Source organism: Streptococcus sp. 2022WUSS037, from assembly GCF_044427225.1.
GTDB lineage: Bacteria > Bacillota > Bacilli > Lactobacillales > Streptococcaceae > Streptococcus.
Genome location: NZ_JAOTGJ010000008.1, coordinates 1 through 26,604, shown reverse-complemented (window position 1 = coordinate 26,604; position 26,604 = coordinate 1). Strand labels below are relative to the sequence as shown.

28 protein-coding genes and 1 pseudogene are annotated in these 26,604 nt (G+C 43.0%); 22 read left to right on the top strand and 7 right to left on the bottom strand.

All coding sequences use genetic code 11. The features are described from left to right. The first annotated feature begins 65 nt into the window (after window positions 1-65). The 6 genes from ODU55_RS04875 (at window position 66) to ODU55_RS04850 (ending at window position 6,888) form a co-directional block, all read left to right on the top strand. A complete protein-coding gene (locus tag ODU55_RS04875) occupies window positions 66-698 on the top strand; it encodes a DJ-1/PfpI family protein (RefSeq protein ID WP_398582069.1) in 633 nt (210 codons plus the stop codon). A 546-nt stretch (window positions 699-1,244) separates the two neighbouring features. After that, window positions 1,245-2,381: a molecular chaperone DnaJ gene (gene dnaJ, locus ODU55_RS04870; RefSeq protein ID WP_398582068.1), complete on the top strand. Its 1,137-nt coding sequence runs from the start codon at window positions 1,245-1,247 to the stop codon at window positions 2,379-2,381. 128 nt (window positions 2,382-2,509) lie between these two features. Further along, entirely contained in the window at window positions 2,510-3,364 is an 855-nt protein-coding gene (locus ODU55_RS04865; RefSeq protein WP_398582067.1) for a lipoate--protein ligase family protein, read from the top strand. Then, window positions 3,351-4,799 carry an amidase gene (locus ODU55_RS04860; RefSeq protein ID WP_398582066.1) on the top strand — a complete coding sequence of 483 codons (1,449 nt, stop codon included), beginning with the start codon at window positions 3,351-3,353 and terminating at the stop codon, window positions 4,797-4,799. The genes ODU55_RS04865 and ODU55_RS04860 overlap by 14 nt, the downstream gene beginning before the upstream one ends. A 125-nt stretch (window positions 4,800-4,924) precedes the next feature. Further along, window positions 4,925-5,800 (top strand): transporter substrate-binding domain-containing protein, encoded by an 876-nt coding sequence (locus tag ODU55_RS04855; protein ID WP_044761002.1) that lies wholly within the window; start codon window positions 4,925-4,927, stop codon window positions 5,798-5,800. 416 nt (window positions 5,801-6,216) lie between these two features. Beyond that, window positions 6,217-6,888 carry an amino acid ABC transporter permease gene (locus tag ODU55_RS04850; protein ID WP_253221882.1) on the top strand — a complete coding sequence of 224 codons (672 nt, stop codon included), beginning with the start codon at window positions 6,217-6,219 and terminating at the stop codon, window positions 6,886-6,888. Window positions 6,889-6,924: 36 nt separating this feature from the next. Here ODU55_RS04850 and ODU55_RS04845 read toward each other — a convergent pair whose 3' ends face one another. The 6 genes from ODU55_RS04845 to ODU55_RS04820 form a co-directional block, all read right to left on the bottom strand. After that, a complete protein-coding gene (locus ODU55_RS04845) occupies window positions 6,925-7,395 on the bottom strand; it encodes a hypothetical protein (protein WP_398582065.1) in 471 nt (156 codons plus the stop codon). 11 nt (window positions 7,396-7,406) lie between these two features. Then, entirely contained in the window at window positions 7,407-7,913 is a 507-nt protein-coding gene (locus ODU55_RS04840) for a DUF2975 domain-containing protein (RefSeq protein ID WP_398582064.1), read from the bottom strand. Window position 7,914: 1 nt separating this feature from the next. Next, entirely contained in the window at window positions 7,915-8,130 is a 216-nt protein-coding gene (locus ODU55_RS04835) for a helix-turn-helix transcriptional regulator (protein WP_105108521.1), read from the bottom strand. A gap of 1 nt (window position 8,131) precedes the next feature. Continuing rightward, window positions 8,132-8,656, bottom strand: coding sequence for a hypothetical protein (locus ODU55_RS04830; RefSeq protein WP_024375951.1), 525 nt, complete (start codon window positions 8,654-8,656; stop codon window positions 8,132-8,134). 133 nt (window positions 8,657-8,789) lie between these two features. Then, the gene (locus ODU55_RS04825; RefSeq protein WP_398582063.1) at window positions 8,790-10,658 is read right to left on the bottom strand and encodes a heavy metal translocating P-type ATPase; all 1,869 of its coding nucleotides are present in this window, start codon (window positions 10,656-10,658) and stop codon (window positions 8,790-8,792) included. Window positions 10,659-10,808: 150 nt separating this feature from the next. Further along, on the bottom strand, window positions 10,809-11,276 hold the full coding sequence (locus tag ODU55_RS04820; RefSeq protein ID WP_044776765.1) for a Fur family transcriptional regulator: 468 nt from the start codon (window positions 11,274-11,276) through the stop codon (window positions 10,809-10,811). Window positions 11,277-11,442: 166 nt separating this feature from the next. On the opposite strand from ODU55_RS04820, the gene truA reads away from it, so the two are divergent. From truA to ODU55_RS04770, 10 genes are all read left to right on the top strand, one after another. Further along, window positions 11,443-12,192 (top strand): tRNA pseudouridine(38-40) synthase TruA, encoded by a 750-nt coding sequence (gene truA, locus ODU55_RS04815; protein WP_024410345.1) that lies wholly within the window; start codon window positions 11,443-11,445, stop codon window positions 12,190-12,192. Then, the gene (locus ODU55_RS04810) at window positions 12,182-12,943 is read left to right on the top strand and encodes a bifunctional hydroxymethylpyrimidine kinase/phosphomethylpyrimidine kinase (RefSeq protein ID WP_398582062.1); all 762 of its coding nucleotides are present in this window, start codon (window positions 12,182-12,184) and stop codon (window positions 12,941-12,943) included. Before truA ends, ODU55_RS04810 begins: the two co-directional genes overlap by 11 nt. Continuing rightward, window positions 12,933-13,418 (top strand): ECF transporter S component, encoded by a 486-nt coding sequence (locus ODU55_RS04805; RefSeq protein ID WP_398582061.1) that lies wholly within the window; start codon window positions 12,933-12,935, stop codon window positions 13,416-13,418. The genes ODU55_RS04810 and ODU55_RS04805 overlap by 11 nt, the downstream gene beginning before the upstream one ends. Next, the gene (locus ODU55_RS04800; protein ID WP_398582060.1) at window positions 13,399-13,962 is read left to right on the top strand and encodes a TIGR01440 family protein; all 564 of its coding nucleotides are present in this window, start codon (window positions 13,399-13,401) and stop codon (window positions 13,960-13,962) included. The genes ODU55_RS04805 and ODU55_RS04800 overlap by 20 nt, the downstream gene beginning before the upstream one ends. A gap of 107 nt (window positions 13,963-14,069) precedes the next feature. After that, window positions 14,070-14,840: a hypothetical protein gene (locus ODU55_RS04795; protein WP_398582059.1), complete on the top strand. Its 771-nt coding sequence runs from the start codon at window positions 14,070-14,072 to the stop codon at window positions 14,838-14,840. A 121-nt stretch (window positions 14,841-14,961) separates the two neighbouring features. Continuing rightward, the gene (locus ODU55_RS04790; protein ID WP_398582104.1) at window positions 14,962-15,393 is read left to right on the top strand and encodes an Rrf2 family transcriptional regulator; all 432 of its coding nucleotides are present in this window, start codon (window positions 14,962-14,964) and stop codon (window positions 15,391-15,393) included. A gap of 73 nt (window positions 15,394-15,466) precedes the next feature. Beyond that, a complete protein-coding gene (locus ODU55_RS04785; protein WP_398582058.1) occupies window positions 15,467-16,471 on the top strand; it encodes an NADP-dependent oxidoreductase in 1,005 nt (334 codons plus the stop codon). 8 nt (window positions 16,472-16,479) lie between these two features. Then, window positions 16,480-17,316 carry an alpha/beta fold hydrolase gene (locus ODU55_RS04780; RefSeq protein WP_398582057.1) on the top strand — a complete coding sequence of 279 codons (837 nt, stop codon included), beginning with the start codon at window positions 16,480-16,482 and terminating at the stop codon, window positions 17,314-17,316. Between the two features lie 126 nt (window positions 17,317-17,442). Next, window positions 17,443-18,042, top strand: a complete 600-nt coding sequence (locus tag ODU55_RS04775; protein WP_398582056.1) for a DUF1349 domain-containing protein — start codon at window positions 17,443-17,445, stop codon at window positions 18,040-18,042. Beyond that, the gene (locus ODU55_RS04770) at window positions 18,020-18,268 is read left to right on the top strand and encodes a hypothetical protein (protein WP_398582055.1); all 249 of its coding nucleotides are present in this window, start codon (window positions 18,020-18,022) and stop codon (window positions 18,266-18,268) included. Before ODU55_RS04775 ends, ODU55_RS04770 begins: the two co-directional genes overlap by 23 nt. 134 nt (window positions 18,269-18,402) lie before the next feature. Here ODU55_RS04770 and ODU55_RS04765 read toward each other — a convergent pair whose 3' ends face one another. Continuing rightward, window positions 18,403-18,933 (bottom strand): TetR/AcrR family transcriptional regulator, encoded by a 531-nt coding sequence (locus ODU55_RS04765; RefSeq protein ID WP_398582054.1) that lies wholly within the window; start codon window positions 18,931-18,933, stop codon window positions 18,403-18,405. A 122-nt stretch (window positions 18,934-19,055) separates the two neighbouring features. Between ODU55_RS04765 and ODU55_RS04760 the strand changes: the two genes are divergently transcribed. The 6 genes and pseudogenes from ODU55_RS04760 to ODU55_RS04735 all read left to right on the top strand — a co-directional run. Then, window positions 19,056-19,715, top strand: a complete 660-nt coding sequence (locus ODU55_RS04760) for an HXXEE domain-containing protein (RefSeq protein WP_398582053.1) — start codon at window positions 19,056-19,058, stop codon at window positions 19,713-19,715. 9 nt (window positions 19,716-19,724) lie between these two features. Continuing rightward, a pseudogene (locus ODU55_RS04755) lies at window positions 19,725-19,898 on the top strand (DUF1349 domain-containing protein); the annotation flags it as partial. Between the two features lie 114 nt (window positions 19,899-20,012). Then, entirely contained in the window at window positions 20,013-21,296 is a 1,284-nt protein-coding gene (gene tig, locus ODU55_RS04750) for a trigger factor (protein ID WP_398582052.1), read from the top strand. A gap of 155 nt (window positions 21,297-21,451) precedes the next feature. After that, window positions 21,452-22,372 carry a metal ABC transporter solute-binding protein, Zn/Mn family gene (locus tag ODU55_RS04745; RefSeq protein WP_105119332.1) on the top strand — a complete coding sequence of 307 codons (921 nt, stop codon included), beginning with the start codon at window positions 21,452-21,454 and terminating at the stop codon, window positions 22,370-22,372. Window positions 22,373-22,405: 33 nt separating this feature from the next. Beyond that, window positions 22,406-25,561, top strand: a complete 3,156-nt coding sequence (locus ODU55_RS04740) for a pneumococcal-type histidine triad protein (protein WP_398582051.1) — start codon at window positions 22,406-22,408, stop codon at window positions 25,559-25,561. 223 nt (window positions 25,562-25,784) lie between these two features. Beyond that, window positions 25,785-26,604: transposase (locus ODU55_RS04735; protein ID WP_398582050.1), on the top strand; the 820-nt coding region annotated here is incomplete at its 3' end.

Here is a 26,604-nt window from a genome sequence, read left to right as displayed (position 1 = left end):
TTTCCGATCACAGAGGTTGCAACCCAGCCTCTGTTTTTGGGTAAATAGCTAATGAGGAGTTTTTCATGAAAAAAGTTGCTTGTTTGCTTTATCCTAATTTTTCTCTTTATGAGATAGCTCCGTTGACTAGCATATTGGTGTTGAACTTTGGGAGAAAGATTGATTTTATTGCTTCCACTAAGGAAACGATTTATTCGGAGGACGGTCTACCTTGTTATGCCAATAAAACCTTAGAAGAGGTAAATATAGAGGAATATGATTGTATTCTTTGCCCAGGGATGATTGACTTTACTCAGGCTTTACGAGATGAATGCCTCATTCGATTTCTTGCAGGCTTAGATAGTAAGTCAATCAAAATTGCAGCGATTTCTTCAGCACCTATCCTACTTGCCAAGGCTGGATTGTTGAAACAGACTCTTTACACAGGTGGTATTTGGCAAAATTTTATCGACTATTTTGATTTTTTGCCTAGGGAAAATTTTCGTCCCTTACCAGTCTGTGAGGATGGCAATATCATTACAGGAACAGGTTTTACAGTCAATGCCTTTTCTCGTCAGGTTTTGACCAGTCTTGCTTTGGTTGAAGATGCAAGTAGGTGTTTTAAAGAGTTGGACAATTACTCTGAGGAAGATTTTATTTTTGAGCTATCTGACAAAGAATTTGAAGAGTTCAAAGTGACATTTGAAAAAATGCCTTAGCTAATTTTTATAGAAAGGAAAGTGTTCTCGACTGAACACAGGTTTCTTTCTGAGTTTCGTCTATTTTTTAACGAAAGGAATTGAACCCGCCCTAAAAGCTGTGTGAAAAGTCAAAAAGTCTGGGGATAGACTTTTTGAGAAATACCTGTCGCTTATTGTTTTTGTGCGACAGGGCTGAAAGTGTCCACTGGACACTTTCACTCCCTATTTTTCTTTGAGTCGCTTAACGGCTTAATATCTTCATAGAAAGGAATGTGTTTGCAATCGAACACGGGCTACTTTCTATACTCTAAAGAAAGGAATACAAGTTCGGTAATTCGAACACAGGCTAAAAACCTAGTGAAAAAGATAACCCACCTAGTGTGTTTTACACACTGTGTCAGTTAGCTGTTTTCACTTTTCCAAAACCATGATAGAAAGGAATGTGTTCGTAACTGAACACGGGCTACGGACTGTGCCAAAAAGATAGTTTTTTCCTAGGACGGTGGCGTCCTGCGTCAAAACTCCTATTTTGGCTGTGTCCGCTTAACGCCCTTAGTATCTTATATGAACAATACTGAATTTTACGATCGTCTGGGGGTTTCTAAGAATGCTTCGCCAGACGAGATTAAGAAGGCTTATCGGAAGCTTTCAAAGAAATACCATCCAGATATTAACAAGGATCCGGGTGCGGAGGATAAATACAAGGAGATCCAAGAGGCTTATGAAACCTTAAGCGATCCGCAAAAACGGTCTGCCTATGACCAATTTGGCCCTGCTGGTGCCAATGGAGGCTTCGGTGGTGGAGCAGGTGGTTTTGGTGGTTTCGACGGAGCAGGTTTCGGTGGCTTTGAAGACATTTTCTCTAGCTTCTTTGGTGGAGGTGGTGCGACGCGCAATCCTAACGCACCTCGTCAAGGGGATGACTTGCAGTATGCGGTCAACTTGAAGTTTGAAGAAGCCATTTTCGGTGTGGAACGTGAAGTTTCCTATAACCGTGAGGCAACTTGTCGAACCTGTACAGGTTCAGGTGCCAAACCTGGAACAAGTCCAGTAACCTGTGGGCGTTGTCATGGTTCTGGAGTGATCAATGTGGACACACAAACTCCGCTTGGAACTATGCGCCGTCAAATGACCTGTGATGTCTGTCATGGTCGCGGAAAACAAATCAAAGACCCATGTACAACCTGTCATGGAACTGGTCATGAAAAACAAGCCCATACTGTGACGGTTAAGGTGCCAGCTGGTGTGGAAACTGGTCAACGTATTCGCTTGGCAGGTCAAGGTGAAGCTGGTTTCAATGGTGGTCCATACGGAGATCTTTACGTTGTAGTTCAAGTTCAGGCATCAGACAAGTTTGAACGTGAAGGGACAACAATTTACTATAAATTAGATCTCAATTTTGTCCAAGCAGCACTTGGTGATACTGTTCATGTGCCAACGGTTCACGGTGATGTGGATATGGTCATTCCTGAAGGTACCCAGACTGGTAAGACCTTCCGACTAAAAGGTAAGGGTGCTCCAAGCGTTCGTGGTGGAGCTATTGGTGATCAATATGTCACAGTAAATATTGTCACTCCGACAGGTTTGAACGATCGCCAACGTGCAGCCCTTAAAGACTTTGCGGCAGCGGGAAATATTGATGTCAAACCCCATAAAAAAGGATTCTTTGACAAGGTAAAAGATGCCTTTGAGGATTTATAAATCGAGATGAAGACTGGAGAATTTCTAGTCTTTTTCTTTTTTCAGAAAAAACGCAGAAGCATTTTCACTCTCCTATACAAATAGTTTGTGATAAAATAAGTTTAATAAAGGAAAGAGAACGCTTACGGATGAAATCTTGGGTTGAGAATGTGTCCATAAAAAAATACGAAGATTGGTCTGGCTTGACGGGTTTGAAACAGGGACCGCTGGTGTGGACCGAGGTCTTTTTGCGCGAAGTCAATCGTCAGTCCAATACAGGGATTTTACATTTTTGGCCCATGGACCAAACAGTCATTCTGGGGATGATGGACAGCCAGGTTGCCCAGCTGGACAAGGGCTTGGCCAGTATTGGTCAGGCGGGATACAGTCCTATAATTCGGAGTTTGGGCGGTTTGGCAGTTGTTGCGGATGAGGGGATTTTAAATGTCACTCTGATTTTGCCTAATCCCTCTGGTCACAAGGTTGATTTGCGGGAGTCTTATCAGGTCATGGTGGATGTGATTGTTCAGGCGCTTTCGGATTTTCCCTTCGAGGTGGTCAGTGGTGAGGTGGCAACTTCCTATTGTCCTGGGACCTACGACCTTAGTATCAAGGGGCGGAAGTTTGCTGGATTGGCTCAGCGGATTTACCAAGAGGCCATTGCTATTTCTGCCTATATCAGTGTGTCAGGCAATCAAGTCAAACGAGGGCAAGTGGTGGCTGACTTTTATGCAGCAAGTTTTGCTCCGCAAGAAGTATCGGACAGATTTCCACAGGTGGATCCGGATTCGATGGCCAATCTGTCAGACTTGGTAGGTCAGGATGTGACGGTGGAGGATATGAAAACACGAATTGAGCATGTCTTGATTGAAAACGGGGCTTTTCTGACTACCTTTTATCCTTCGTCGGACAACATGGCTGATTGTATGGCGCTCGGAAAGACCATCAAGCAGTCTATGGAAAAATATGGAATTCACGAGGAGAAAATCTATGAAATGGAATGATGCGACAGCTATGGCCCAGGCTGTCAATCAAAAACAGGTTTCTGCCAAGGAGTTGGTGCAAGAATCCATTGACAGGATTGAAAAACTCAATCCCGCCCTCAATGCGGTTGTCAGCAAGCAATATGATGAAGCCCTGAAAGAAGCGGAGAAAGAAGACTATCTGGGCAAGCCATTTGCTGGAGTTCCTTTCTTGCTCAAGGATCTGGGGCAAAATGAAGCGGGGCAATTGTCAACAGCAGGCTCACGTCTATTTCAGGATTACCGTGCAGGTCACACAGACAAACTGGTGCAGGCTTTCAAGGACCTGGGTTTTATCACCTTGGGACGGACCAATACGCCAGAGTTTGGGTTCAAGAACATATCGGATTCTAGCCTGCATGGGCCAGTCAAGTTGCCCCTAGATCTGAGTCGCAATGCAGGTGGCTCCAGTGGTGGTGCAGCAGCTGCGGTGGCTTCGAGCATGGTCCCCTTGGCAGCAGCTTCGGACGGTGGCGGCTCAATCCGCATTCCCGCCTCTTTCAACGGTTTGATTGGTCTAAAGCCCAGTCGGGGCCGTATTCCGGTCGGCCCACATTCCTATCGTGGCTGGCAGGGAGCTTCCAGCAACTTTGCCCTGACCAAGTCGGTTCGCGATACCAAACGCCTCCTCTATCACTTGCAGACCTATCAAGTCGAGGCTCCCTTTCCTTTGGCTCTTCTGCCTGAGCAGTCTCTCTTTTCATCCAGGAATAAGCCCCTGAAAATTGCCTACAGTCTAGAATCGCCAATTGGCAGTTCAGTTTCCGCTCATGCTAAACAGGCTGTCTTGTCCCTTCTGCCTCAGCTGGAAGCACTGGGGCACCAGATTACGGAGCTATCAAATCCTATCCTGGACGGCGTTGAGATCATGCAGGCCTATTATCTGATGAACAGCGTCGAGACAGCTCAGATGTTTGAAGAGATAGAGGCAGGGTTGGGGCGGTCCATGACACCTGATGACATGGAAGTCATGACCTGGGCCATTTACCAGAGTGGACAGACCGTTCCAGCCAAACTCTACTCCAAGGTCTTGCAGGATTGGGACCGCTACAGTGCCAGAATCGCGGACTTCCACCAGCATTACGACCTCCTTCTGACGCCGACCGTGGCAGATGTGGCGCCCAAGCTTGACCAGTTCACTCACTCGCAAGAGATGTTGGACCGTTTGTTGCACACGCAGGAGTTGGCAATGGCAGAGCAGCAGAGTTTGATTTGGGAGATGTTTGCAGAAAGTCTGGCCTGGACACCCTTTACCCAGCAGGCAAACATCACAGGACAACCTTCGATTAGTCTGCCAACTTATGTGCGGGCTGACGGCTTGCCAATCGGCATTCAATTGACAGCAGCCAAGGGACGAGAGGATTTACTCTTGCAGTTGGCAGACCAAATGGAGGCAGCAGGTTTACTCAACTTGTAAGGGAATTCATTTTTTCAGTTCAATTATTTGCCAAAACGTTTTCAAAATGTTAACCTGTAAAAGTTGGTGGGTTAACACCTAGAAAAAGTAAAAAGGAAGCTATGGCTTCCAAAGGAGATTGTTTTATGTTGAAAAAAGTTTTGGCCTCAGCTCTCTTGGTTTCTACTTTGACCTTGGCAGCATGTTCTAGCTCAAGTTCTAATACTAGCAGTTCTTCTGCTGAACAAACTCAATGGGAAAAAGTACAAGAAGCAGGTGTCTTGAAGGTTGCAACACCAGGTACCCTTTTCCCAACTTCTTACTACAATGATGCTAAAGAATTGGTCGGTTATGAAATTGACATGATCAATGAAATTGGTAAACGTTTGAAATTGGAAATCGAATACCAAGAAATCGGTGTGGCAGAAGCCTTTACAGCGGTTGATAGCGGTAAAGTAGATATTTCTGTGAACAACTTTGACATGACGGAAGCACGTAAGGAAAAGTACAATTTCTCTATCCCTTACAAGTATTCAGTTGGTGGCTACATCGTCCGTGAAGATGGTTCATCAGGAATCGAAGCAGCTGACTTGAGCGACTGGACTGGTAAAAAAGCTGGTGGTGGTGCAGGTACTCAGTATATGAAAATTGCTGAAAAGCAAGGTGCAGAGCCAGTTATCTATGATAACGTAACCAACGATGTCTATTTGCGTGATGTATCAACAGGTCGTACAGACTTCATTCCAAATGACTACTATACACAAGTCATGGCCATCAAATGGGTCAATGCCAACTTCCCAGACATCAAAGTGAAGATGGGTGATGCAAAATACAACCCAACTGAACAAGGTATTGTCATGAGCAAGGCTGATACAAGCTTGAAAGAAAAAATTGACGAAGCTCTTGAAGCAATGAAAGCTGACGGAACTTTGAAGGCAATTTCTGAGAAATACTATGCAGGACAAGATTTGACAGTCCCTGTTGAAAATGCTGATAAATTGCCAGTTATCGAAGTTGAATAAGAATTAGTAACAAATTATAGCCTTTTAGTTTACTTTTAGTACTCGCTCCAACTATCTGGGAGATAGTTGGAGGTTGCAAATAAAGCGAACAAAGTTCGCATCAACTGCCGCAGGCATATCTCAATGCTTTCTTGTTTCTTGGCATTGACTTGGAACAGTCCCCCAGATTGCTTGCACAGTTAATGGACAGTGCAAGGTGGGAGATAAAACTTGCGGAGCAAGTCGCTTTTGCAAAATCAGGCAAGGCGAGTTCAAACACTCCAGTGGAGTGTTTGAAGTTGGAAATAAGGAAACAGAGTTTCCTCTTACGTCGAAGTAATAAAAGAAAAACTAAATGACGATAAATGCATCTTGTATAGACTTTGTCAGTCACAGACTGGCAAGGTCTATCTGGTTTTTAGGAAAGAGGAGAGGATATGGATATTAACTGGCAGGCAGTTTTTAATGCAGATATTGCAAGAGAGGCTATTCCACAGATTTTGGAGGGACTTCCCTACACTTTATCCCTATCCCTAATTGGTTTTGCCTTGGGGACTTTCTGTGGATTTTTTGTAGCCCTCATGCGGATGTCTAAGTTTGGCCCCTTGCGTTGGTTGGCTATGGCCCATATTTCTCTCATGCGTGGTATTCCCCTCATGGTTCTTCTTTTCTTCATTTATTTTGGTCTGCCCTTTATGGGCTTGCAGTTAGATGCCATTACAGCCTCTATCATCGCCTTTACATCCATGTCTAGTGCCTACATTTCTGAAATTATTCGTGCATCTCTTTCAGCCATTGATAAGGGGCAATGGGAAGCGGCACGTTCCCTGGGTTTGCGTACCAATGTGATTTACCGAAAAATCATCATTCCCCAAGCCTTTCGCATTGCCCTTCCACCTCTTAGCAACGTCCTCTTAGACATGGTCAAAAGTACCTCTCTGACAGCTATGATTACGGTACCAGAGATTTTCAATAAGGCAAAAATAGTAGGCGGAGCCAAGTCGGACTACATGACCGTTTACATCTGTGTGGCCCTTATTTATTGGGTTATCTGTACCTTGTATGCTGTCGGACAGGTGCGTTTGGAAAAACGCTTGGCGACTTATTAAAAAATTCCTCGGTTCTTTTGAATCGAGGAATTTTTGCTAGTTTGGATAGAACACAAGAATAGCAGAAGTGGGAGAGGGTTTGGTGTATTCGAAATCCTCCAGATCTTGCACGGATAAGCTTTGAACAGTGAAGTAAGTCTGTTTTTTATAGCGAATATTAAAATCATTGCTACTACTAGAATCGATAGTTGAGAAACTAAGTTCATTTAGAGTAAACTCTTCTTTTGAGAGTTTCGCGAGATTTTCTTTTGTTGCCATTAAATAGATTTTGCCAGAGAAAGGCGATTTAAGAGAGAACTCTCCTTTGGATGCCGCGATTTCGACAATTTGCTGAAAGTTCTCAATCTTAGCCAGACTTTCGTTTGTTTTTAGAGCTTTTTCTGTTTCGATGGAAGCTGCTGTTAGCTCGTTTTGCATTTCTTTATTAACTTCTGAAGTGACAGAGTGACAAGCACTTAGGCAAGGTATCATCATGCAGAGTGCAATAAGGGAAATATACTTTTTCATCATGGGCTCCTTTATATAATTTCATCGTTTTCAGCTTGTAAAAGTACACCTTTTTCCAATACAATTTTTGCTAGTAATGCAATAATAATCAGTACACCATTTATGAAGTAGTCACTAAGTGAAAAATCATATAGATCACTTACATTCTTTAAATCTAGGTAAGATAGGAAAAAAGCACTTGCAAATTGTATGCTAGTCCATGCGATCAGAGTTCCTAAAATTATCTTTGTATAGACTACATTTTCAGTTGAGAAAATAGTTCCTTTCTGAAAGTTGATGATCAATTTTTTGAGTATGGTAGCTAGGTAGATGAAGCAAACTACCAATACGATACTTATGATTAGAATGATAACAATGATAGACAAAGGGACAGTTAGTTGTAGGCTATTTTGAATAGGTTTCCCGCCTATAAGTAGAATAAGAAGTGCAAAAATTATCAATCCAGTTAAGGCAATCAATCCATAACGAATAAACGTTAGCAATTGTATGACGATGTTGAAAAATATCTTTTTGTTCATGCTATTCTCCCTCACTCACATATTCTAAAATATCTCCTGGTTGGCAGTCTAGGATTCGGCAGATGCTCATCAGGGTATTAAAACGAATACCTTTTGCCTTGCCTGTCTTAAGAATGGACAGGTTGGCTTCGGTGATGCCGACTTGCTCGGCCAAGTCCTTGGAAGTCATTTGTCGGTCTTTGAGGACCTTGTCTAAGTTTACGCGAATCATTTCCATATCAGATAAACTCGCTGTTCTCTGTTTCAAGTTGTTGCCCCTTTTGTACTAAGGTCCAGACAAAATAAGTTGCGAAGAGGAAGAGGGCATTGAGGATAAAGTCTGACCAGCGAAGATTGAGGAAGGTGTTTGGATTAGTAGCATGTGTCAGGAAAAACAAAGTGGTTAGGCAAAATTGACCAGCAGTCAAAATTAGTAAACTGACCAAGAGTTTCTGATAGAGTGCTAGGCTAGATGAGGCGAAATAATCTTCTTCCAGAAGTAGCTTACATAGCTTTTGGATCAGGTGGGCAATATGACTGAGTGCCGCCAAGACAATTAAGATCAATCCAGTCGTTAATAGAATGAGCCAGATGTTAATCTGGTCAATGGGTTTGTTAAAGGTGTATTCCCAAGAGTCTATCACAAAGGAGTGGCCTCCAAGACCTACCAAGGTAATGAAGGCATAGAGAGCAATCATGAAATAGAAGAAATAGCGAACACAAGCAGCCACAATGCCAGTTATTTTGAGTAGATTGGTTTTCATAGCAAACCTCCGATTATTATTGTTTTATGATAATATTACCTTTAAAATTATTATAAAACAATAATTTCTGAAATGCAAGCGTTTTTTTAAAAAAGAATAATAAGAAAACCGCCAATCGCTTGGCGGCTTTATGCTATTTAAAATACAAGAGTCTTAACCCATTCAAAATCACCAAAATCGTTGATCCTTCGTGGCCCACCACACCGAGTGGGAGGTTGATAGACTGGAAGAGGTTGGAGATGATAAGAAGGGCAATGACAGATAGGGCAAAGACGATATTTTGCTTGATGATGCCCCGCATTTTCTTAGAGAGGCGAATGGAGTAAGGAATCCGTGTCAGATCTTCCATGAGTACGATGTCGGCTGACTCCATAGCGATGTCCGTTCCGCTTCCCATGGCATAGCTGACATTGGCTTGGGCAAGGGCAGGAGCGTCGTTGATACCGTCGCCCACCATACCGACAGACGCAAACTCGGTTTGCAGTTCTTGGATAACAGCAGCCTTGTCCGTCGGCAGGCAGTTGGCAATCACACGGTCAATACCGACCTGACTCGCCACATAACGAGCGGTCTTTTCTTGGTCGCCCGTTAAGAGAATTGGCGTCACGCCCATCTCTTTCAACTGGGCAATCAGCTGCTTGCTCTCTGGCTTCAAACTGTCTTCCACCATGAAGATCGCTGCCAGCACATCATTTTGGCTGACATAGACCAGGGTTTTTCCAGTGCTTTCCGCCTCATCGATCTGTGCCAGCAAGTCAGCAGACAGGGGACTCACCAAACTATCCACCACAAAGCCTGCCTTTCCGATTTTCCAGCTGTCGCCCTCATAGCCCGCCACCAAGCCTTTTCCGGTCACGTCTTCTAGGCTTTGGAGGGCAATAGCAGAGCTGTCAGCCGTATAGGTCATGAGAGCCTGGGCGATCGGATGGCTTGATTGTTTTTCAACTGCCTGAACAACCTGCTTGATAAGTTTTTCATCGCCAAGATAGGTCGCTCCAACAACTTCAGGTTTACCAATGGTCAGGGTACCCGTCTTGTCAAAGACGATGGCCTTTAGATTGGCGATGTTATCCGCAATATCACCGCCCTTGATAATCATGCCCTTGCGTGCCGCACGGCTGATGGCAGAAAGTGTCGCCGGTGAAGAAGACGCTACAAGGGCACATGGAGAAGCAATGGTCAAGAGAATCATGCCACGGTAGAAGGCAGTCAACCAGTCCCAACCCAGAGCAAAATGAGCAAAGAGGATAAAGAGCGGCACCACCACCAAAACAACCTTGACATAGGTATCTTCCATATTTTCAATGAAAGTCGCTGTTTTTGATTTGGATTCTTGGGCATTTTCAACCATTTGGACGATTTTGTCAAAGAGGGCATCGCCTTTTTCAGCTGTAACTTGAACGGTCACAGTTGGGCCTTGGTTAATGGTTCCGCCGATAACAGCCGCACCAGCCATTTTCTCCGCAGGGAGCGGCTCGCCTGTAATCATGGACTCGTCAAAGATTGATTGCTCACTGATGAGAGTGGCATCCAGTGGGACCGTGTCGCCCTTGCGGACTTGCAGGAGGTCGCCGATGCGAATGGCCGCGGTGTCTAAGACAGTGATGTCACCATTTTCCTCGATTTTACGAGCCGTTGGAGGGGTCATGTTCATCAGAGCTGCGATGGCATTCTTACTTTTTTCCATGGCTAATTCTTCCAGAGTAGAAGAAAGGGAGAAGATGAAGATGAGCAGGGATCCTTCCATCCAGTAGCCAATCAGACCAGATCCGATAGCAGCCAAAATCATGAGCAGGTCGACAGACAGGTGCTTATCGAAAATCAGCTCAGTCAGACCTTCCTTGGCAGACTGGTAGCCACCGATGACAAAGGCTAGAATGAAGAGGATGGGTGCCCATCCTTGTCCAGTCTGAAACAGAAGGATACCTATTAGAATGAGCGCCAAGCAGAGAGCGGTTGTGATGATGTGGCTGTGTTGTTTGAGGTTGGTTACGAGTGTCATAGTTTTAGTTCCTTTATTTAGAATAATTATCATTTACCTAAGTTGATTATAACAGTTCTAAATAGAAAGTCAAGTCTTTTTAGAATAATTCTAAATAATAAAGTTCAGACAATTCAAAGAGAAAGCAAAAAAGCAACTACTGGTTGCTTTCTAAGACTCTTTATTTAGTTGACAATCAGGACAAATGCCGTAGATGGATAGTACCTCTTTTGTAATTTTGTAACCAGTTTGGGTATGAGCTTCCTTCTTCAAGCTCGGGATTTCTACATCCATGAAATCAGTGATTTTTCCACAGACTTCACAAATAACATTGAGGTGCTCGTGCCCCATGAAATCATAATAGGTTGTCGTATCATTGGTACGCTTGAGTTCAGTGACAAATCCTTCTTCTAAGAGCACTTTGAGATTGTTATAGACAGTTGCCAAACTCATGTTAGGATAGTTGGGCAGGAGGTCTTTGTATATCATTTCAGCACTTGGGTGATCGTCGCTATCAATGATATAGGCTACAACAGCCTTACGTGTTTCTGTAATGCGAATACCTTTTTCCTTTAAGTGTTGAATAACATGTTCAAAGGCAGTTTGGTTTTCTGCATTGAGGTGAGAATGGAGTTCCATAGTTTCCTCCTTTCGTTACTATTTTATAAAAATTCTAAGATGCAATATTCAGTTTCATTATAGTGTATTTGGGAGGTTGTGTCAATTTTGAGACAGGAAATCTGTCATAGGACAGTTTGATGTCTCATGACTTGTTTACATACTTTTCCTGTGCTACAATCAAAACATGACAAGATATAAGGCAATTATTTCCTACGACGGACATGATTTTTCTGGTTTTCAGCGCCAGCCCCATGCTCGTACAGTTCAGGAAGAAATCGAAAAAACGTTAGTAAGATTGAATAGTGGCCAGCCAGTAACCGTTCATGGTGCGGGTCGGACAGATGCGGGAGTACACGCCTACGGTCAGGTTATACACTTTGACTTGGCTGGCAGTCGAGACACTGAGAAGCTCCGCTTTGCCTTGGATACCCAAACCCCTGAGGACATTGATGTGGTCCAGGTGGAGCAGGTGGCGGATGATTTTCATTGCCGCTATGCCAAGCACAGCAAGACCTATGAGTTTTTGGTGGACATTGGCCGACCCAAGAATCCCATGATGCGCCACTATGCGACCTTCTATCCCTATGATTTGGACTTGGGCTTGATAGAAGAAGCTATTCAGGACCTAGTGGGGACCCATGACTTTACAGGCTTTACGGCATCAGGGACTTCAGTCGAGGACAAGGTGCGGACCATCACGGCGGCGACCATGGAGTACGACCAGCGGCGCCAGTTCTTGATTTTTACCTTTTCAGGCAATGGCTTTTTGTACAAGCAGGTGCGGAATATGGTGGGGACCTTGCTGAAAATTGGCAATGGTCGGATGCCTGTGGGGCAGATTAAGCGGATTTTGGCAGAAAAAGATCGTGGCTTGGCAGGTCCAACTGCGGCAGGCAACGGCCTCTATCTAAAGGAGATTATCTATGAAGACTAAGTATATTTTGGCGCTTTCGGGCAATGATATTTTCAGCGGTGGCGGCCTCCATGCAGACCTGACCACCTACACAGTCCATGGCCTGCATGGTTTTGTGGCGGTGACCTGCTTGACAGCTATGACGGAAAAAGGTTTTGAGGTCATTCCGACAGATGCGGCGGTGTTTGCCCAGCAGTTGGCTAGTTTGAAGGATGTGCCCTTTTCAGCTATTAAGATTGGCTTGCTTCCGACTGTGGAAATAGCAGAGCAGGCTTTGGAGTTTATCAAGGCTCATCAGGACATTCCAGTGGTCTTGGATCCGGTCTTGGTCTGCAAGGAAACGCATGATACCGAGGTCAGCCAGCTGAGGGATGAACTCTTGAAATTCCTTCCCTATGTCAGCATCATCACGCCAAATCTGGCAGAAGCTCAGCTATTGCTCCAAAAAGACATCCAAACGGTGGAAGAGATGGAGCAGGCGGCGGTGGCGCTTTACGACTTGAGTGCCAAGTCGGTGGTCATCAAGGGGGGCAACCGCTTGGGTGGCTCAGAGGCGGTCGATGTTTTCTACGACGGTCAGGAAGTGGTGGTGCTTAAGTCGCCCCTGCTTTCAGAAAACAATGTGGGGGCAGGCTGTACCTTTGCGTCCAGCATTGCCAGTCAGCTTTTGCTAGGTCAGAACTCTTTGGAGGCGGTCAAATTGTCCAAGGACTTTGTCCATGCAGCCATCTTAAAATCAGATCAATATGGGGTAATTCAGTATGAGAAATAAAAAGACGCAAGAACTTGTATTGCTGGCCATTCTAACAGCTTTGACCTTGGTTCTAGCATTTATCCATGTACCAACTCCAAACGGCTTTACATCCCTGCTGGATGTTGGAGTTTTCTTTACAGCCTTTTATTTGGGTAAGAAAGAAGGAGCCATTGTCGGCGGACTGTCAGGGCTTCTGATTGATTTCTTGTTGGGCTATCCCCAGTGGACTTTCTTTAGCTTGCTTTTCCACGGTGCTCAGGGTTATTTTGCAGGATGGACGGGTAAGAAACGTTTGATTGGAGTTGCTCTTGCCAGTCTTTCCATGATTGGTGGCTATTTTGTGGCATCTAGTTTCATGTATAATGTAGCTGACGCTGTTACAAGTCTGATGAGCAATACCCTGCAAAACACAGTTGGTTTGGTACTAGGTTATATCTTGGCTCAGGCAATAGAAAGAATTGGTGCAGTAAATCATGTCATTAAAGGAAATTAAAGACCAAACTAAGCAAGTTGTCGAAGAAGTTTTAGAACTCAGCAATCTTCAAAAGGGTCAGATTTTTGTACTGGGTTTGTCTTCTAGTGAGGTCAATGGTGGGCATATTGGCAAAAATTCCAGTCTGGAAGTTGGTGAAGCCGTTGTCGAAACCATTCTGGATATTTTAACTCCCAAGGGAATTTACCTAGCTGTCCAAGGCTGTGAGCACCTCAATCGTGCCTTGGTAGTGGAGCGGGAATTGGCTATTCAGAAAGATTTGGAAATGGTCAATGTATTGCCCACCCTTCATGCAGGAGGCTCTGGTCAGTTGGCGGCCTTCAAGTATATGAAGGATCCAGTCGAAGTGGAATTTATCACCGCTCAGGCGGGTGTGGACATCGGTGATACGGCGATTGGTATGCACATCAAGCACGTCCAAGTGCCAATTAGACCGAGCTTGCGTGAGATCGGCCAGGCCCATGTTACAGCCCTTGCCAGCCGTCCAAAATTGATTGGCGGAGCCCGTGCGGCTTATCTGGAAGATCAGATACGGAAAAATTAGTCACAGCCAGATGGTTGTGATTTTTTTGAACAAACTCCTTGCCAAGTAGATTTCTTTATGCTAAACTTGTTCTTGTAATTGATACAACTCAAAAAAGGGATATACAAATGACTAAAGAATATGAAAAACGATTTTCAGTTTCTATTTTACTCTGGATGAGAGAAGATAAACCACGCCAAGAGGGAATGGATTATTGGTCGGGTCCTCATTCGCAGATCATTGCCTCGTCACCGGGGTTACTTGAATACCGTCAGCAACATTTAAGTGAAACCCAGCATAGTTTTTGGCCTGAGGTAGCTGGATTGGATACTCAGATTCCGCCAGATCGCCGCATTGATGGTATCGCAGAAGTGACTTTTGAAAATCTTTTGGCACCAGTTGCGGGAAGAAAACAAACAGCCTTAGCATTTCAGGATGAAGTCAATGTCTTTCGTAGAACGCTTATGCACATGGGCTTTCCCTATTCTTCACGATGGTTTCAAACAAGTGACGACTCAGAGACAGCCTTGCGTGATGTTCTATACTTGCGTAGAAAAGAAGATGTGGGAAGCGGTGACTTCAAAAACTTTATCAATGATGAGTTTGCGACGACACTTTCACAAGTTGCAGGTGTTACAGAAGTGAGATCGCAAGTCTATATGCCTTGGAACAAAGCAAGCTGGGACACTCCGAATGTTGCCCATGACAATCCAAAATCAGAGCATCTTCATTCCTCTATCATGATTGGTTTTGCGAATCAAGCAGCAAGAGAAGCGTTTTATCGGACTGTTGCTACTGAGTTAAATATGAAACTTGTTTCATATGTTTCTGCCTTGCAGGCTTATCGCATTGATAAAACCTTAACCTTTGTAGAAATCAGCAAACGTACGGACCTGTAAACAGTAAATATTTCCCTGATCATGTAACTGAAAAAAATGAAGTAAAAGACTTGTCAGGGAGATCATTTTATGTTAAACTTGTTCTTGTAGTTGATACATGAACAGAAAGGAATATCTTATGATGGATACAAAATTTTCTGTTGCCCTTCATATTCTTACCATGATTAGTGAGAGCAAGGAAGTCCTCAGCTCGCAAGCCTTAGCAGAAAGTGTTGGCACCAATGCTAGTTACATTCGTAAGGTGATTGCACTTCTGAAAAATGCAGGACTCATCACTTCGCAACAAGGGCGTTCAGGATACCAGTTAAGTAAGTCGCCAAAAGAGATGACCTTATTGGAAATCTATTTTGCCACCCAGGAAGTAGAACATATTAATCTCTTCCAAATTCACCAAAATGCTAACCAGGCATGTCCAGTTGGTAAGCACATTGAGAGTGCCATGTCTCCTATTTTTTCTAAGGTTGAAGAGCAACTTGAAAAAGAACTAGGGCAAGAAACCTTGGATAATGTCATTACCAATCTCTACCAATCAGCCAATCAAAAACGTATCTGACCAAGTGTCAGATTTTCTAAGAATAAACATTAACTTGTATCAGATACAAGTCTTAAAATAAAAGGAGTAAACCATGAAAGCAGCACAACACACATCTTATAACAAAAACAATATCGTACTTAACCTAACTGACATTGCTAAACCTCAAATCAAACCCAATCAAGTCCTTGTCAAAGTGACCGCAGCAGGTGTCAATCCTCTAGACAACATGATTTCTCGTGGAGATGTCAAGATGATTGTCCCTTACAAATTACCACAAACAGCGGGTAATGAAGTTGTTGGTTTGGTTGCAGAAGTCGGCTCAAGCGTGACCAAGTTTGAAGCTGGTGACCGTGTCTTTGGTCGTCTTCCCCTCGACAACATCGGTGCCTTTGCCGAGTATGTGGCGGTAGAGGCTGCTGCCCTCGCTAAAGTTCCTACCTATCTGACTGATGTGGAAGCGGCGGCCGTTCCCCTGACTGCCCTGACCATTATGCAGGCACTGGACCTCATGGGTGCAGAGGCTGGTAAGACCATTTTCATCTCAGGCGGGACAGGCGGTGTCGGCGGCATGGCTATTCCCATTGCTAAAGCCAAGGGTTTGACCGTCATTACCAACGGTGACGGGGCAAATGCAGAGCGGGTATTGGCACTGGGTGCTGACCAGTTTATCGACTACAAGACAGAAGATTACACCAAAGCCCTCTCCCAAATCGACTATGTACTGGACACGCTTGGCGGTGCAGAAACCGAAAAACAAATGTCGATTATGAAAAAAGGTGGCCAGTTGGTTTCCCTCCGTGCTATGCCAAATGGCGAATTTGCCAAACGTATGAACCTACCAAAATGGAAGCAAGTCCTGCTTGGTTTGGTCGGTCGCAAGTTTGACAAGATGGCGGCAAGCTACGGCGTGCACTACCATTTCATCTTCGTAGAAAGCAACGGGCAACAGTTGCAAGAAGTGGCAGATATTTTCAGCAAGCTAGAAATCAAACCGTCTATCGACACCGTTTATCCATTTGAAGAAGTCAACGCAGCCTTGGACAAGGTCGCAAACGGTCGCTCACGTGGAAAAACTGTCCTCAGTTTTGAAAAATAGGAGAAGTCATGTCTTATATCACAACCAAAAATCAATATATTACTGTCGCTGGCAATCAGATTGCCTACCGTGAACTAGGCAAGGGGAAGTCCAAACTGCCCTTGGTCATGTTGGTCCATTTGGCCGCAACCTTGGACAACTGGGATCCAAAATTGCTAGATTTACTGGCTGAAAAAGAGCACATTATCGTCCTAGACCTGCCTGGCGTCGGAGCCAGTCAAGGCAAGGTAGCTTCTACTATTCCAGGAATGGCAGAGCAGGCTGTTGCTATTATCAAGGCCTTGGGGCATACGAAAATCAACCTGCTCGGTCTTTCTATGGGTGGTTTTATTGCCCAAGAAATCGTCCGTCTTGATAGTCAAATGGTTAACCGCTTGATTCTAGCAGGAACAGGACCTCGTGGCGGTGTTGAAGTCGATAAGGTGACAGGAAAAACTTTTCGCTATATGCTGAAGGCAGGTCTGGAGCGCGTGGATCCCAAACGCTACATTTTCTACAACCACGATGAAGCGGGTCGACTGGAAGCTGAAAAAGTTTTGGGTCGTATGGGAGAAAGAAAAGTTGAGTATGCAGACAAGGACATGAATGTCCCAGGATTTTTGACACAGCTGAAGGCAATCAAACGGTGGGGCAAAGACCTTCAAGAAGATATGGCCTTTATCACGCAACCAACGCTGATCGTCAATGGTGACAAGGATATGCAAGTTCCGACTGAAAATTCTCATATCATGCATGAGAAAATCAAAAACAGCCAACTCATCATCTATCCAAATGCGGGTCACGGATCTATCTTCCAAAATGCAGAGGTATTTTCAACAGCCTTGATAGACTTTTTGGAGGAATAGTCCCTATTACTCTTGATGATACAAGGCCTGCAAAGTCCCCAAAATCACCCCAGCCTGCTCTTGAAAGAGTTACTTGTCTTCTTTTTCTTTTGCCTGTATAATAGTCTAAAAGTGAAAGGAAATCAAATGAATATCAAGAATTTTTACTGGGTGCGAGAGCCAGAAAACTACCAGATTTCAGATAAGGAAATCAGAATCACAACCCAAGCTCATACGGACTTGTGGCAGAAGACCTATTATCATTTTGTCAATGACAATGCTCCCCTGCTCTTGATGGATACGGAGGAAGAGTATTTTTCCTTTACGGTTAAGACAGATTTTTCCAATAGTCATACCCGCTTTGACCAGTGTGGTGTCGTGGTCTATCAGGATTCGGAAAACTGGATTAAGGGCTCGATTGAGTATGAAAATGAAGACTTTCAGCACTTAGGCAGTGTCGTGACCAATCACGGCTTTTCAGACTGGGCAACTCAGGAAATACCTGCTTCTGTCAAGTCAATCTATTACCGTTTGAGCCGACGGGGTAGTGATTTCTGCATTGAAAACTCCAGAGACGGTGTTCATTTTGAGCAGATGCGGATTTGTCACCTACATGAAGGCGGTGGAAAAATCCATTTTGGTATTTATGCCTGCTCGCCAGAAGATTCTTCTTTTGAAGCGGTCTTTTCCGAAATGACCTTGACAGACTGCAAGTGGCAGGCCCATGACGGACAACAACCAGATTAGAAGATTAGCTTCCAGCTCTGCCATTTCCCGAAAGGACAAGCCTTTTATAGAAGATGTGAAAGATGCAGGTCGCACAGTCGCGGTCATCGACTATCTAGAAGCTGTGCATAGTTTCATCGAGTCTAACAATTCCGAAGGTTTGACAGGTGCGACAACTGATATGTCCCAAGTGGTCAATGCAGAACAGGAAAATTTGGCAAGACAGTTAGAAATGATTTGTGTCTGAGGATACTTTTAACTGTATGATGAACTTTTTAGAGAATAAGAAGCTAGATAGTATAAAAACTCACTTTAATTAAAATTTGAATAATAAAATACCTGGAATAGACAGATCAAAACAAGTAATTCAAAAATTTCATATTATTGAATAAAAATCAGTTGTTGCAACTGTTTAAGGTAATCCAATAGATCCTTTTCAGGATGTTCGTACCAGTAATTAATGGCATTAAAAATTGCATGTTGAACAATATAGAGTTGAAAATTGATGTTATTATCTTGAATTTGAAGCTGATGTAATTGAATAAAGAATGGTTCCAAAGTTACTAAGAGTTTCGCTTTAAAGTTATGGCCTTGACTTGTTTGACTGAGATAATAAATTCTTTCTGTAAATTCTTCGACTACTGGAAGAAATTGTTCAATATCTTGATATTCTTTTGACTGTAGAGTTGATAGTAGTTTATTTTGAATCGCAAATATTGTGTCGTCTTCAAGTTGCTCAAGTATGTCATACGTATCCAAGAAGTATTGATATATTGTGCTTCGGTTTAAGTTTGTAACTTGAGCCAGGTGAGAAATGGTGATTTTTTCGACTCTTTTTTGTTTGATTTCATTGAAAAATTCTGTCAGAATAGATTGCCTAGTTATATTTGATTTTTTTGAAAAATTCTTCATTTATCCTCCAAAATCCAACAATTTGATGAATATTGTTGGTTGAACTTTTATTTTTCTAATGTATAATCTTCACTATACAACAGTATGTTGGAAAAAACAAATTTTATAAAGAGGAATTTTCTATGAGTTTTTTACGTAAATATTGGGATTATATTGCACTGATTATTGCTTTTATTTCAGGACTTTCATTATGGGTATTTTGGACTGATATATCAATCCTTCAACGTCTAGCTATTGGAAATCTATTGGCTTTGACTATTCATCAATTTGAAGAGTATCGATTTCCAGGTGGGGAAGCAGCAATTACAAATATGTTGATGCAAAAAAATGACATAGGTCCGATAGATGCTTATCCTTTAAATTCAAATAATGCTATGGTCATGAATACATTAATTTGGATTCCATACACATTGCCAATTTTATTTCCGAATAGTATTTGGCTAGCATTTTGGCCGGTTTTGATGGGATTTGGTCAGATTGTTGTTCATGTTTTGATTACTCCGTTAAAACTTCGTCGTATCTACAATCCGGGTCAAATTGGAGTAGTATTTGGACATGCAACGATTGGTAGTTATTGGTTTTACTATACGATTTCACATCAATTGCTGACAAAATCCGATATTTTTTGGGGTATAATACTATTCTTTATTGGAACGTTCATATTGATGAGGTTTATCGGATATGGATTATTAAAATCTGTCAATTCGCCGTATCGATTTACCGAAGAGGAGATGGAGCGAGGGGGTTATGCTACTTGGATTCGTCAGTTGAATAATGAGTAATAGTTAACCTATTATCGTTTGAGCCGACGGGGTAGCGATTTCTGCATTGAAAACTCTAAAGATGGTGTCCATTTTGGCATCTATGCCTGCTCGCCAGAAGATTCTTCTTTTGAAGCGGTCTTTTCCGAAATGAGCTTGACTGACTGCAAGTGGTTGGCCCATGATGGACAACAACCAGATTAGAAGATTAGCTTCCAGCTCTGCCATTTCCCAAAAGTCCGCTATAAAATCGTTGAAATCCTTGTCATTTGTGGTATAATGAAGAGTATGCAATAAAATTTTAAGGAGAATGACAGAATGTCTGTATCATTTGAAGCAAAAGAAACAAACCGCGGCGTTTTGACTTTCACAATCGGTCAAGATGCAATCAAACCAGAATTGGACCGCGTTTTCAACAAAGTTAAGAAAGATATCAATCTTCCAGGTTTCCGTAAAGGTCACTTGCCACGTGCTGTTTTCAACCAAAAATTCGGTGAAGAAGCACTTTATCAAGATGTAGTAAATGCACTCTTGCCAGCAGCCTATGAAGCAGCTGTAGCAGAAGCTGGTCTTGAAGTGGTTGCACAACCAAAAATCGACGTTGTATCTATGGAAAAAGGCCAAGACTGGACCATCACTGCTGAAGTTGTGACAAAACCTGAAGTAAAATTGGGTGACTACAAAAACTTGGTAGTTTCAGTAGAAGCAACTAAAGAAGTATCTGACGAAGAAGTAGATGCAAAAATCGAAGCTGCACGCAACAACTTGGCTGAATTGGTTATCAAAGAAGGCCCAGCAGCTGAAGGCGATACAGTTGTTATCGACTTTGTAGGTTCAATCGACGGTGTTGAATTTGACGGCGGTAAAGGCGAGAACTTCTCACTTGGACTTGGTTCAGGTCAATTCATCCCAGGTTTCGAAGCACAATTGGTAGGCCACGCAGCTGGTGAAGAAGTAAACGTTGAAGTGACTTTCCCAGAAGACTATCAAGCAGCTGACCTTGCTGGTAAACCAGCCCTCTTCGTAACAAAAATCCACGAAGTAAAAGCCAAAGAAGTTCCAGCTTTGGATGACGAATTGGCAAAAGACATCGACGAAGAAGTAGAAACACTTGATGAGTTGAAAGCGAAGTACCGTAAAGAATTGGAAGCAGCAAAAGAAGTTGCCTTTGACGATGCAGTTGAATCAGCAGCTCTTGAATTGGCTGTAGAAAACGCTGAAATCGTTGAATTGCCAGAAGAAATGATCCACGAAGAAGTTCACCGTGCAATCAACGAATTCTTGGGTGGTATGCAACAACAAGGTATCTCACCAGATATGTACTTCCAAATCACTGGTACAACTCGTGAGGACCTTCATAAACAATACGAAGCAGATGCTGAAAAACGCACTAAGACAAACTTGGTTGTTGAAGCAGTAGCGAAAGCAGAAGGTTTCGAAGCAACTGAAGAAGAAATCAACAAAGAAATCGAAGACTTGGCAGCAACTTACAACATGGAAGTCGCACAAGTTCGTAGCTTGCTTTCACCAGAAATGCTTAAACACGACATCGCTGTGAAGAAAGCTGTAGAAGTGATCACAAGCACTGCAACTGTAAAATAATAATGTAAATTGTAAAACTCGACTTTGTCGGGTTTTTTTGTTTAATCATCTTTTTAGACTGGTCGAGTTCTTTCCCACTCCCATCTTTTAAAAAAAAATACTTGACTGGTTAATATTATTGTGATATAGTTAACTGGTTAATGAAGGAGGTAGTTATGTTAAAGAAAGTGATAAGGGGCTGTTTTGTTGCCTTATTCGGTTTTGTTTTAGCAGCTTGCTCGGCTCAGAAGGAAGCGAGTCAAGTACAGCCAGGAATGAAAATAGTCACCTCATTTTACCCAATTTATTCACTGGTTAAGGAAGTGTCTGGGAGCAAAAATGATGTTCGAATGATTGGGTCAAGACAGGGCATACACTCTTATGAACCATCGGCTGCGGACATAAAGGCCATATACGATGCAGATGTTTTTATCTATCATTCGCGAATTTTGGAATCCTGGGCAGGACGTTTGGAACCTAATTTGCAAGGTTCATCTGTCAAGGTTTTGGAGGCTTCGACTAATTTACCGCTGACAAAGGTTCCAGGCTTAGAAGACATGGAAGCTGGTCAAGGGATTGATGAAGCTAGTTTATATGACCCTCACACATGGTTGGATCCGGTTTTAGTTGGTCAGGAAGCTGTTGCGATCGGTGAACTTTTAGCAGAAAGTGATCCTAAGAATGCGGATTATTATCGTCAAAATGCTGCAACCTTGGAGGAAAAGGCGCAAAAGTTGGCAGACAAGTATAGCCCAATCTTTTCAAAAGCCACATCAAAAACATTTGTCACTCAACACACAGCCTTCTCTTACACTGCGCAACGCTTCGGGTTGAAGCAGTTGGGAATCGCAGGAGTTTCAGAGGAGGAACCAAGCCCTAGACAGTTGGCGGAAATTAAAGAATTTGTTGACACCTACAATGTGCAAACAATTTTTACAGAAAAAGGTGCCTCGGATAAGCTTGCCAAGGCATTGGCGAGTTCGACAGGTGTGGACTTAAAAGTGTTGGATCCTCTTGAAGCAGATCCAGAAAATAATTTAACCTATCTAGAAAATCTAGAGCAAGTCTTAGAAACATTAGCTCGAGAGTTAAAATAAAAGGCCGAATTCTATCGACCGAAAGGAGAAAAAATGAAGAAAAAAGTAGTTGTTGGCTCCGTAGCCGCCCTTGTTTTGGGGATGAGTCTCTGTAGCTATCAGCTTGGACGTTTCCAAGCGATGGAAGAACAAAAAAATCGAGTGTCTTATATTGAAGATATTCAAAAGGAAGAATCATGGGTCGCGGAGCAATTGACTCCTGAACAGGTTTCTGCCAAGGAAAATATCGATGCGGAACAAATTGTTGTTAAGATTACTGATCAGGGGTATGTGACGTCACACGGAGATCATTTTCATTATTATAATGGAAAAGTTCCCTTCGATGCAATTTTTAGTGAAGAATTGGTCATGAAGGACCCGAACTATGTTTTACAAGACAGTCACATCATCAATGAAGTCCAGGATGGCTACGTCATAAAAGTCGATGGGAAATACTATCTCTATCTAAAAGACCCTAGCAAACGTAAAAATGTTCGTAGCAAAGAGGAAGTGGAGCGGCAAAAAGGAATCTCTTCTGCTGACAGTAAGAATCAGGCAGCAGGAAATAGTAAAGACGGCCGCTACAGAACAGACGATGGCTATGTCTTTAATCCGACAGATGTTATTGAAGACACGGGAGATGGTTTTATCGTTCCGCACGGCGACCATTTCCACTTTATTCCTAAAAAAGATTTATCAGCTGCCGAATTGAAGGCTGCTCAAGATTACTGGAATCAAAAAGGAAGTGTGAGCTCGGCTAGTGGTAGTCAATATGGCGATAGAAACAATAGAGCTCAACAGACAACAATTAGTGCGGGGCAAGGTCAGGATTTGGCTAGTTTATTGGCTCAATTGGATGCAACGCCGCTATCTCAACGCCATGTAGAAGCGGATGGATTGGTATTTGACCCAAGAACGATTACGAAGAAAACCGCAGCAGGTGTCATCGTTCCACACGGCGACCATTACCACTTTATCCCATACAGCCAGATGTCTCCTTTAGAGGAGAAGATTTCTCGAATGATTGGTGTAAATGGAGCAGGTGTTTCTTCTGGTGTACAAGCAAGTCACTCCCAACACACACCGACACAACCAAATCGTCCAGTAACACCAATCGGCACGGTTACAACGCAACCGGTATCGCCTGCACAACCAGTATTACCAACACAACCGAAGCGGTCAACAGGGAAAGTAGTTTCCTATATGGGACGTCAAATTCCTGCTTATGGAAAAGGGTTAGATGGTAAGGCATATTTTACAAGTGATGGATACATCTTTAGCAAATCCTCTATTACCTCAGTTGATGATCAAGGGTTGATAGCTAGTCATGGAGATCATTTCCATTATGTTGGTTTTGGCGAACTCGAAGATTTTGAAATCAAGCAAGTAGAGGAATGGGTTAATGAGAAGGCGGGCAAACAAGTGCCACCGAAAACATCTGAACAAGTAGGAAACGATGCTAAACCCACAACACCAAGTCAAGGGAATGATTCAAAACCTGTAAAACCAATTCAAGAAGAAAATCGCCCTGCATTTGAATACAAACAAGTAACGGCTAAACGTAAGTTGGCTGGAAAAGTTGTTTATGAAATGGAAGTAGGTGGAAAAACTTATACGTATGGTCGTGACGAACTAGATTTGATGAAAATCTCTTTTGCTGAGTTGACCTTGGCAGAAAAAGATAAGCAGTATATCTTTGATATTGCACCGCTTGCAGAAGGAGATCTTACGCCAGCCATGTTGGTCGGTATGGATCAAATTCCGATGAAGGGAGCGAATGCGACCTATGATACTGGACAATCCTTTATTATTCCACACATTGATCACATCCACGTCCTACCTTACACATGGTTGAGTAAGGAACAAATTGCAACGATCCGTTATATCATGCAACATCCTGAAATTCGTCCATCTGCTTGGACTACAAGTGGACATGGTGATGGAGAAGCAACGGATCTTGTTCCCCCAATTCTAAATGCAACACCTAAAGCAAACCGCTTAGGCTTGAAAAATTGGCAAATCATTCACACCGCAGAAGAAGTCATGGATGCACGTGCAAAAGGGAAATTTGCAACAAATGACGGCTATATCTTCTCGGCGGAAGACGTACTAGATCCAGCAAGTTTTGTCTTTAGTCAAGCATTCAGTCTACCAAGAGCGACAGGTGGTTCTCTGCGTTCAATTTCCAAGAAAGATTTATCTAAAGAAGAATTGGAAGCTGTACAAACTCTTCTTGATAAACGAGACGCTGAAGAATTGGCGAAAAATGTCACACCAATTGAGAAACGTGCAGGTTTGAAAAATTGGCAAATTGTTCACTCGGCAGAAGAATTGGCAGAAGCTAAGGTAGCAGGAAAATATACAACGAAAGACGGCTATATTTTTGACCCGGCAGACCTATTAGATCCAAAAGTGAAAATAGGTACGGATAACTATCGCATCCCACGTGTGATTACAGATGGTTACCGTCGGATTAACAAGAGTGATTTGAATTACTTAAGCGAGCTGATCCCAGCAGAGGCTATGGTAGCTCAACGTGAGAAATCTAATTCTAGTTCACCGTCAACACCTGCACCAACTGAAACAGGAACAAGTGCAGGCGAGACAACAACGCCAGAACAGCCACAAGTTGCCAAAGAAACAGCAGAGGAAATTTACAACCGAGTTGAAGCGAAGAAAGTCGTTCCTTTCGAAGCACTGACCTACAATGCTGGCTATGCGACCGAAGTACGCAACGGGACTCTAGTGATTCCGCATCAAGATCACTATCACTATGTATCCTTTAAATGGTTTGACCAAGGCAGTGCAAGAAGTCCTGAAGGGTATAGTCTAGAAGATTTCCTAGCAACGGTTAAATACTACATGACTAATCCACAAGAACGCCCAGTTTCAGACGATGGCTGGGGAGTATTTACACCAAGTACACCATCTGAATCAACAGAAGAAACAGAGACGGAAGAAAGTGAAGAAGAAATCATTTCTGAAGAAACTGAGGAAATTGACGAGTTTACAGAAGAATTAAAACGAAGAGCAGAAGAGTTTGGCATGGACTTCAAAACCTTTGAACAAAGTCTGGTCACGCTCTCAGACCGTTACAAAGTTTCTTTTGAAGCTTTCGAATATGATGCAACAAGCAAAGTTGTTCGACTTGTAGATAAGGATGGGGTCAAACGGACCATTTCCCTTCCAAGTTTAGAAGAACAAGTATAGTAAAAAAATACCTGTAGCGCTGAGCTCTGCAGGTATTTTTTTACAGAAAAACGATAAGAATCATTCCCGTAGTTGGTTATGCCCTACCCATCATAGCTTTTCAAACTTTCAAAAAGAAAAATCGCCACGGTAAGTAGCGATTTTTCCCCTTTGTGAGCCTCAATGAAACGTCAAAGCGTTATAATAGTTTTAAGTCAAAAATCCCTATTAACGAGGTCTCACTATGAAAATTATAACACAGCTTAACCTTTTTGAGGATCAGGAACTAGGTGATTTGGAAAAAATTTTGATGGTACTAGATGGTCTTCCGGAAACGGATCTCTTTGACAAGTTAGAATCCAAACGAAAACATGGTCGTAAAGATTACAGCATCCAGTCCTACTTCATTGCCTATATTGCTAAAATAGTTCTTCAACTGGAAACGGATCAACAGTTGATTCGTCAGTTAAACATGAACAGTCAACTACGTCAAATCTGTGGCTTTGAAACCCACGGGGTTAACTTAAAAAACGGGACGATAAAACTGGTCCATGCCCCCTCAAAATCTGCTTACTCCCGTTTCATCCAAGACTTGGAAGAGGTTTGTCCAGATATTGAAGAATGGGTTTCATCTGGTATATCTGAACTATACAACCTTCTTCCCAATTTCGGTGTTAACTTGGCCTTAGATGGTAAGTTCATTGATAGCTATGCCAGTCCTTATGGTAAGAAACAAAGAAAGGATAGACGCTCTGACTGTGATGCCGATATGGCTATAAAAAAACGGCATCATAAAAATGGAACGGTCTCTATGGAGAAACACTATGGCTATCGTTGTCATCTTGTGGTTGATGCGACTTATGAACTGCCTGTTGTTTGGGAAGTGACGACGGCCTCAGAGGGGGAACCTACCGTTGCCAAAAGGTTGATTCGAAACATGCGTCAAACGACCATGGAGAGAGCGGAATATCTGATGGCGGACCGTGGTTATAGTGGAATTCCTCTTCAGAATCTCATAGAGGAAGCCACGATGATTCCTATCATTGATCATCCTCGTAAGTGGA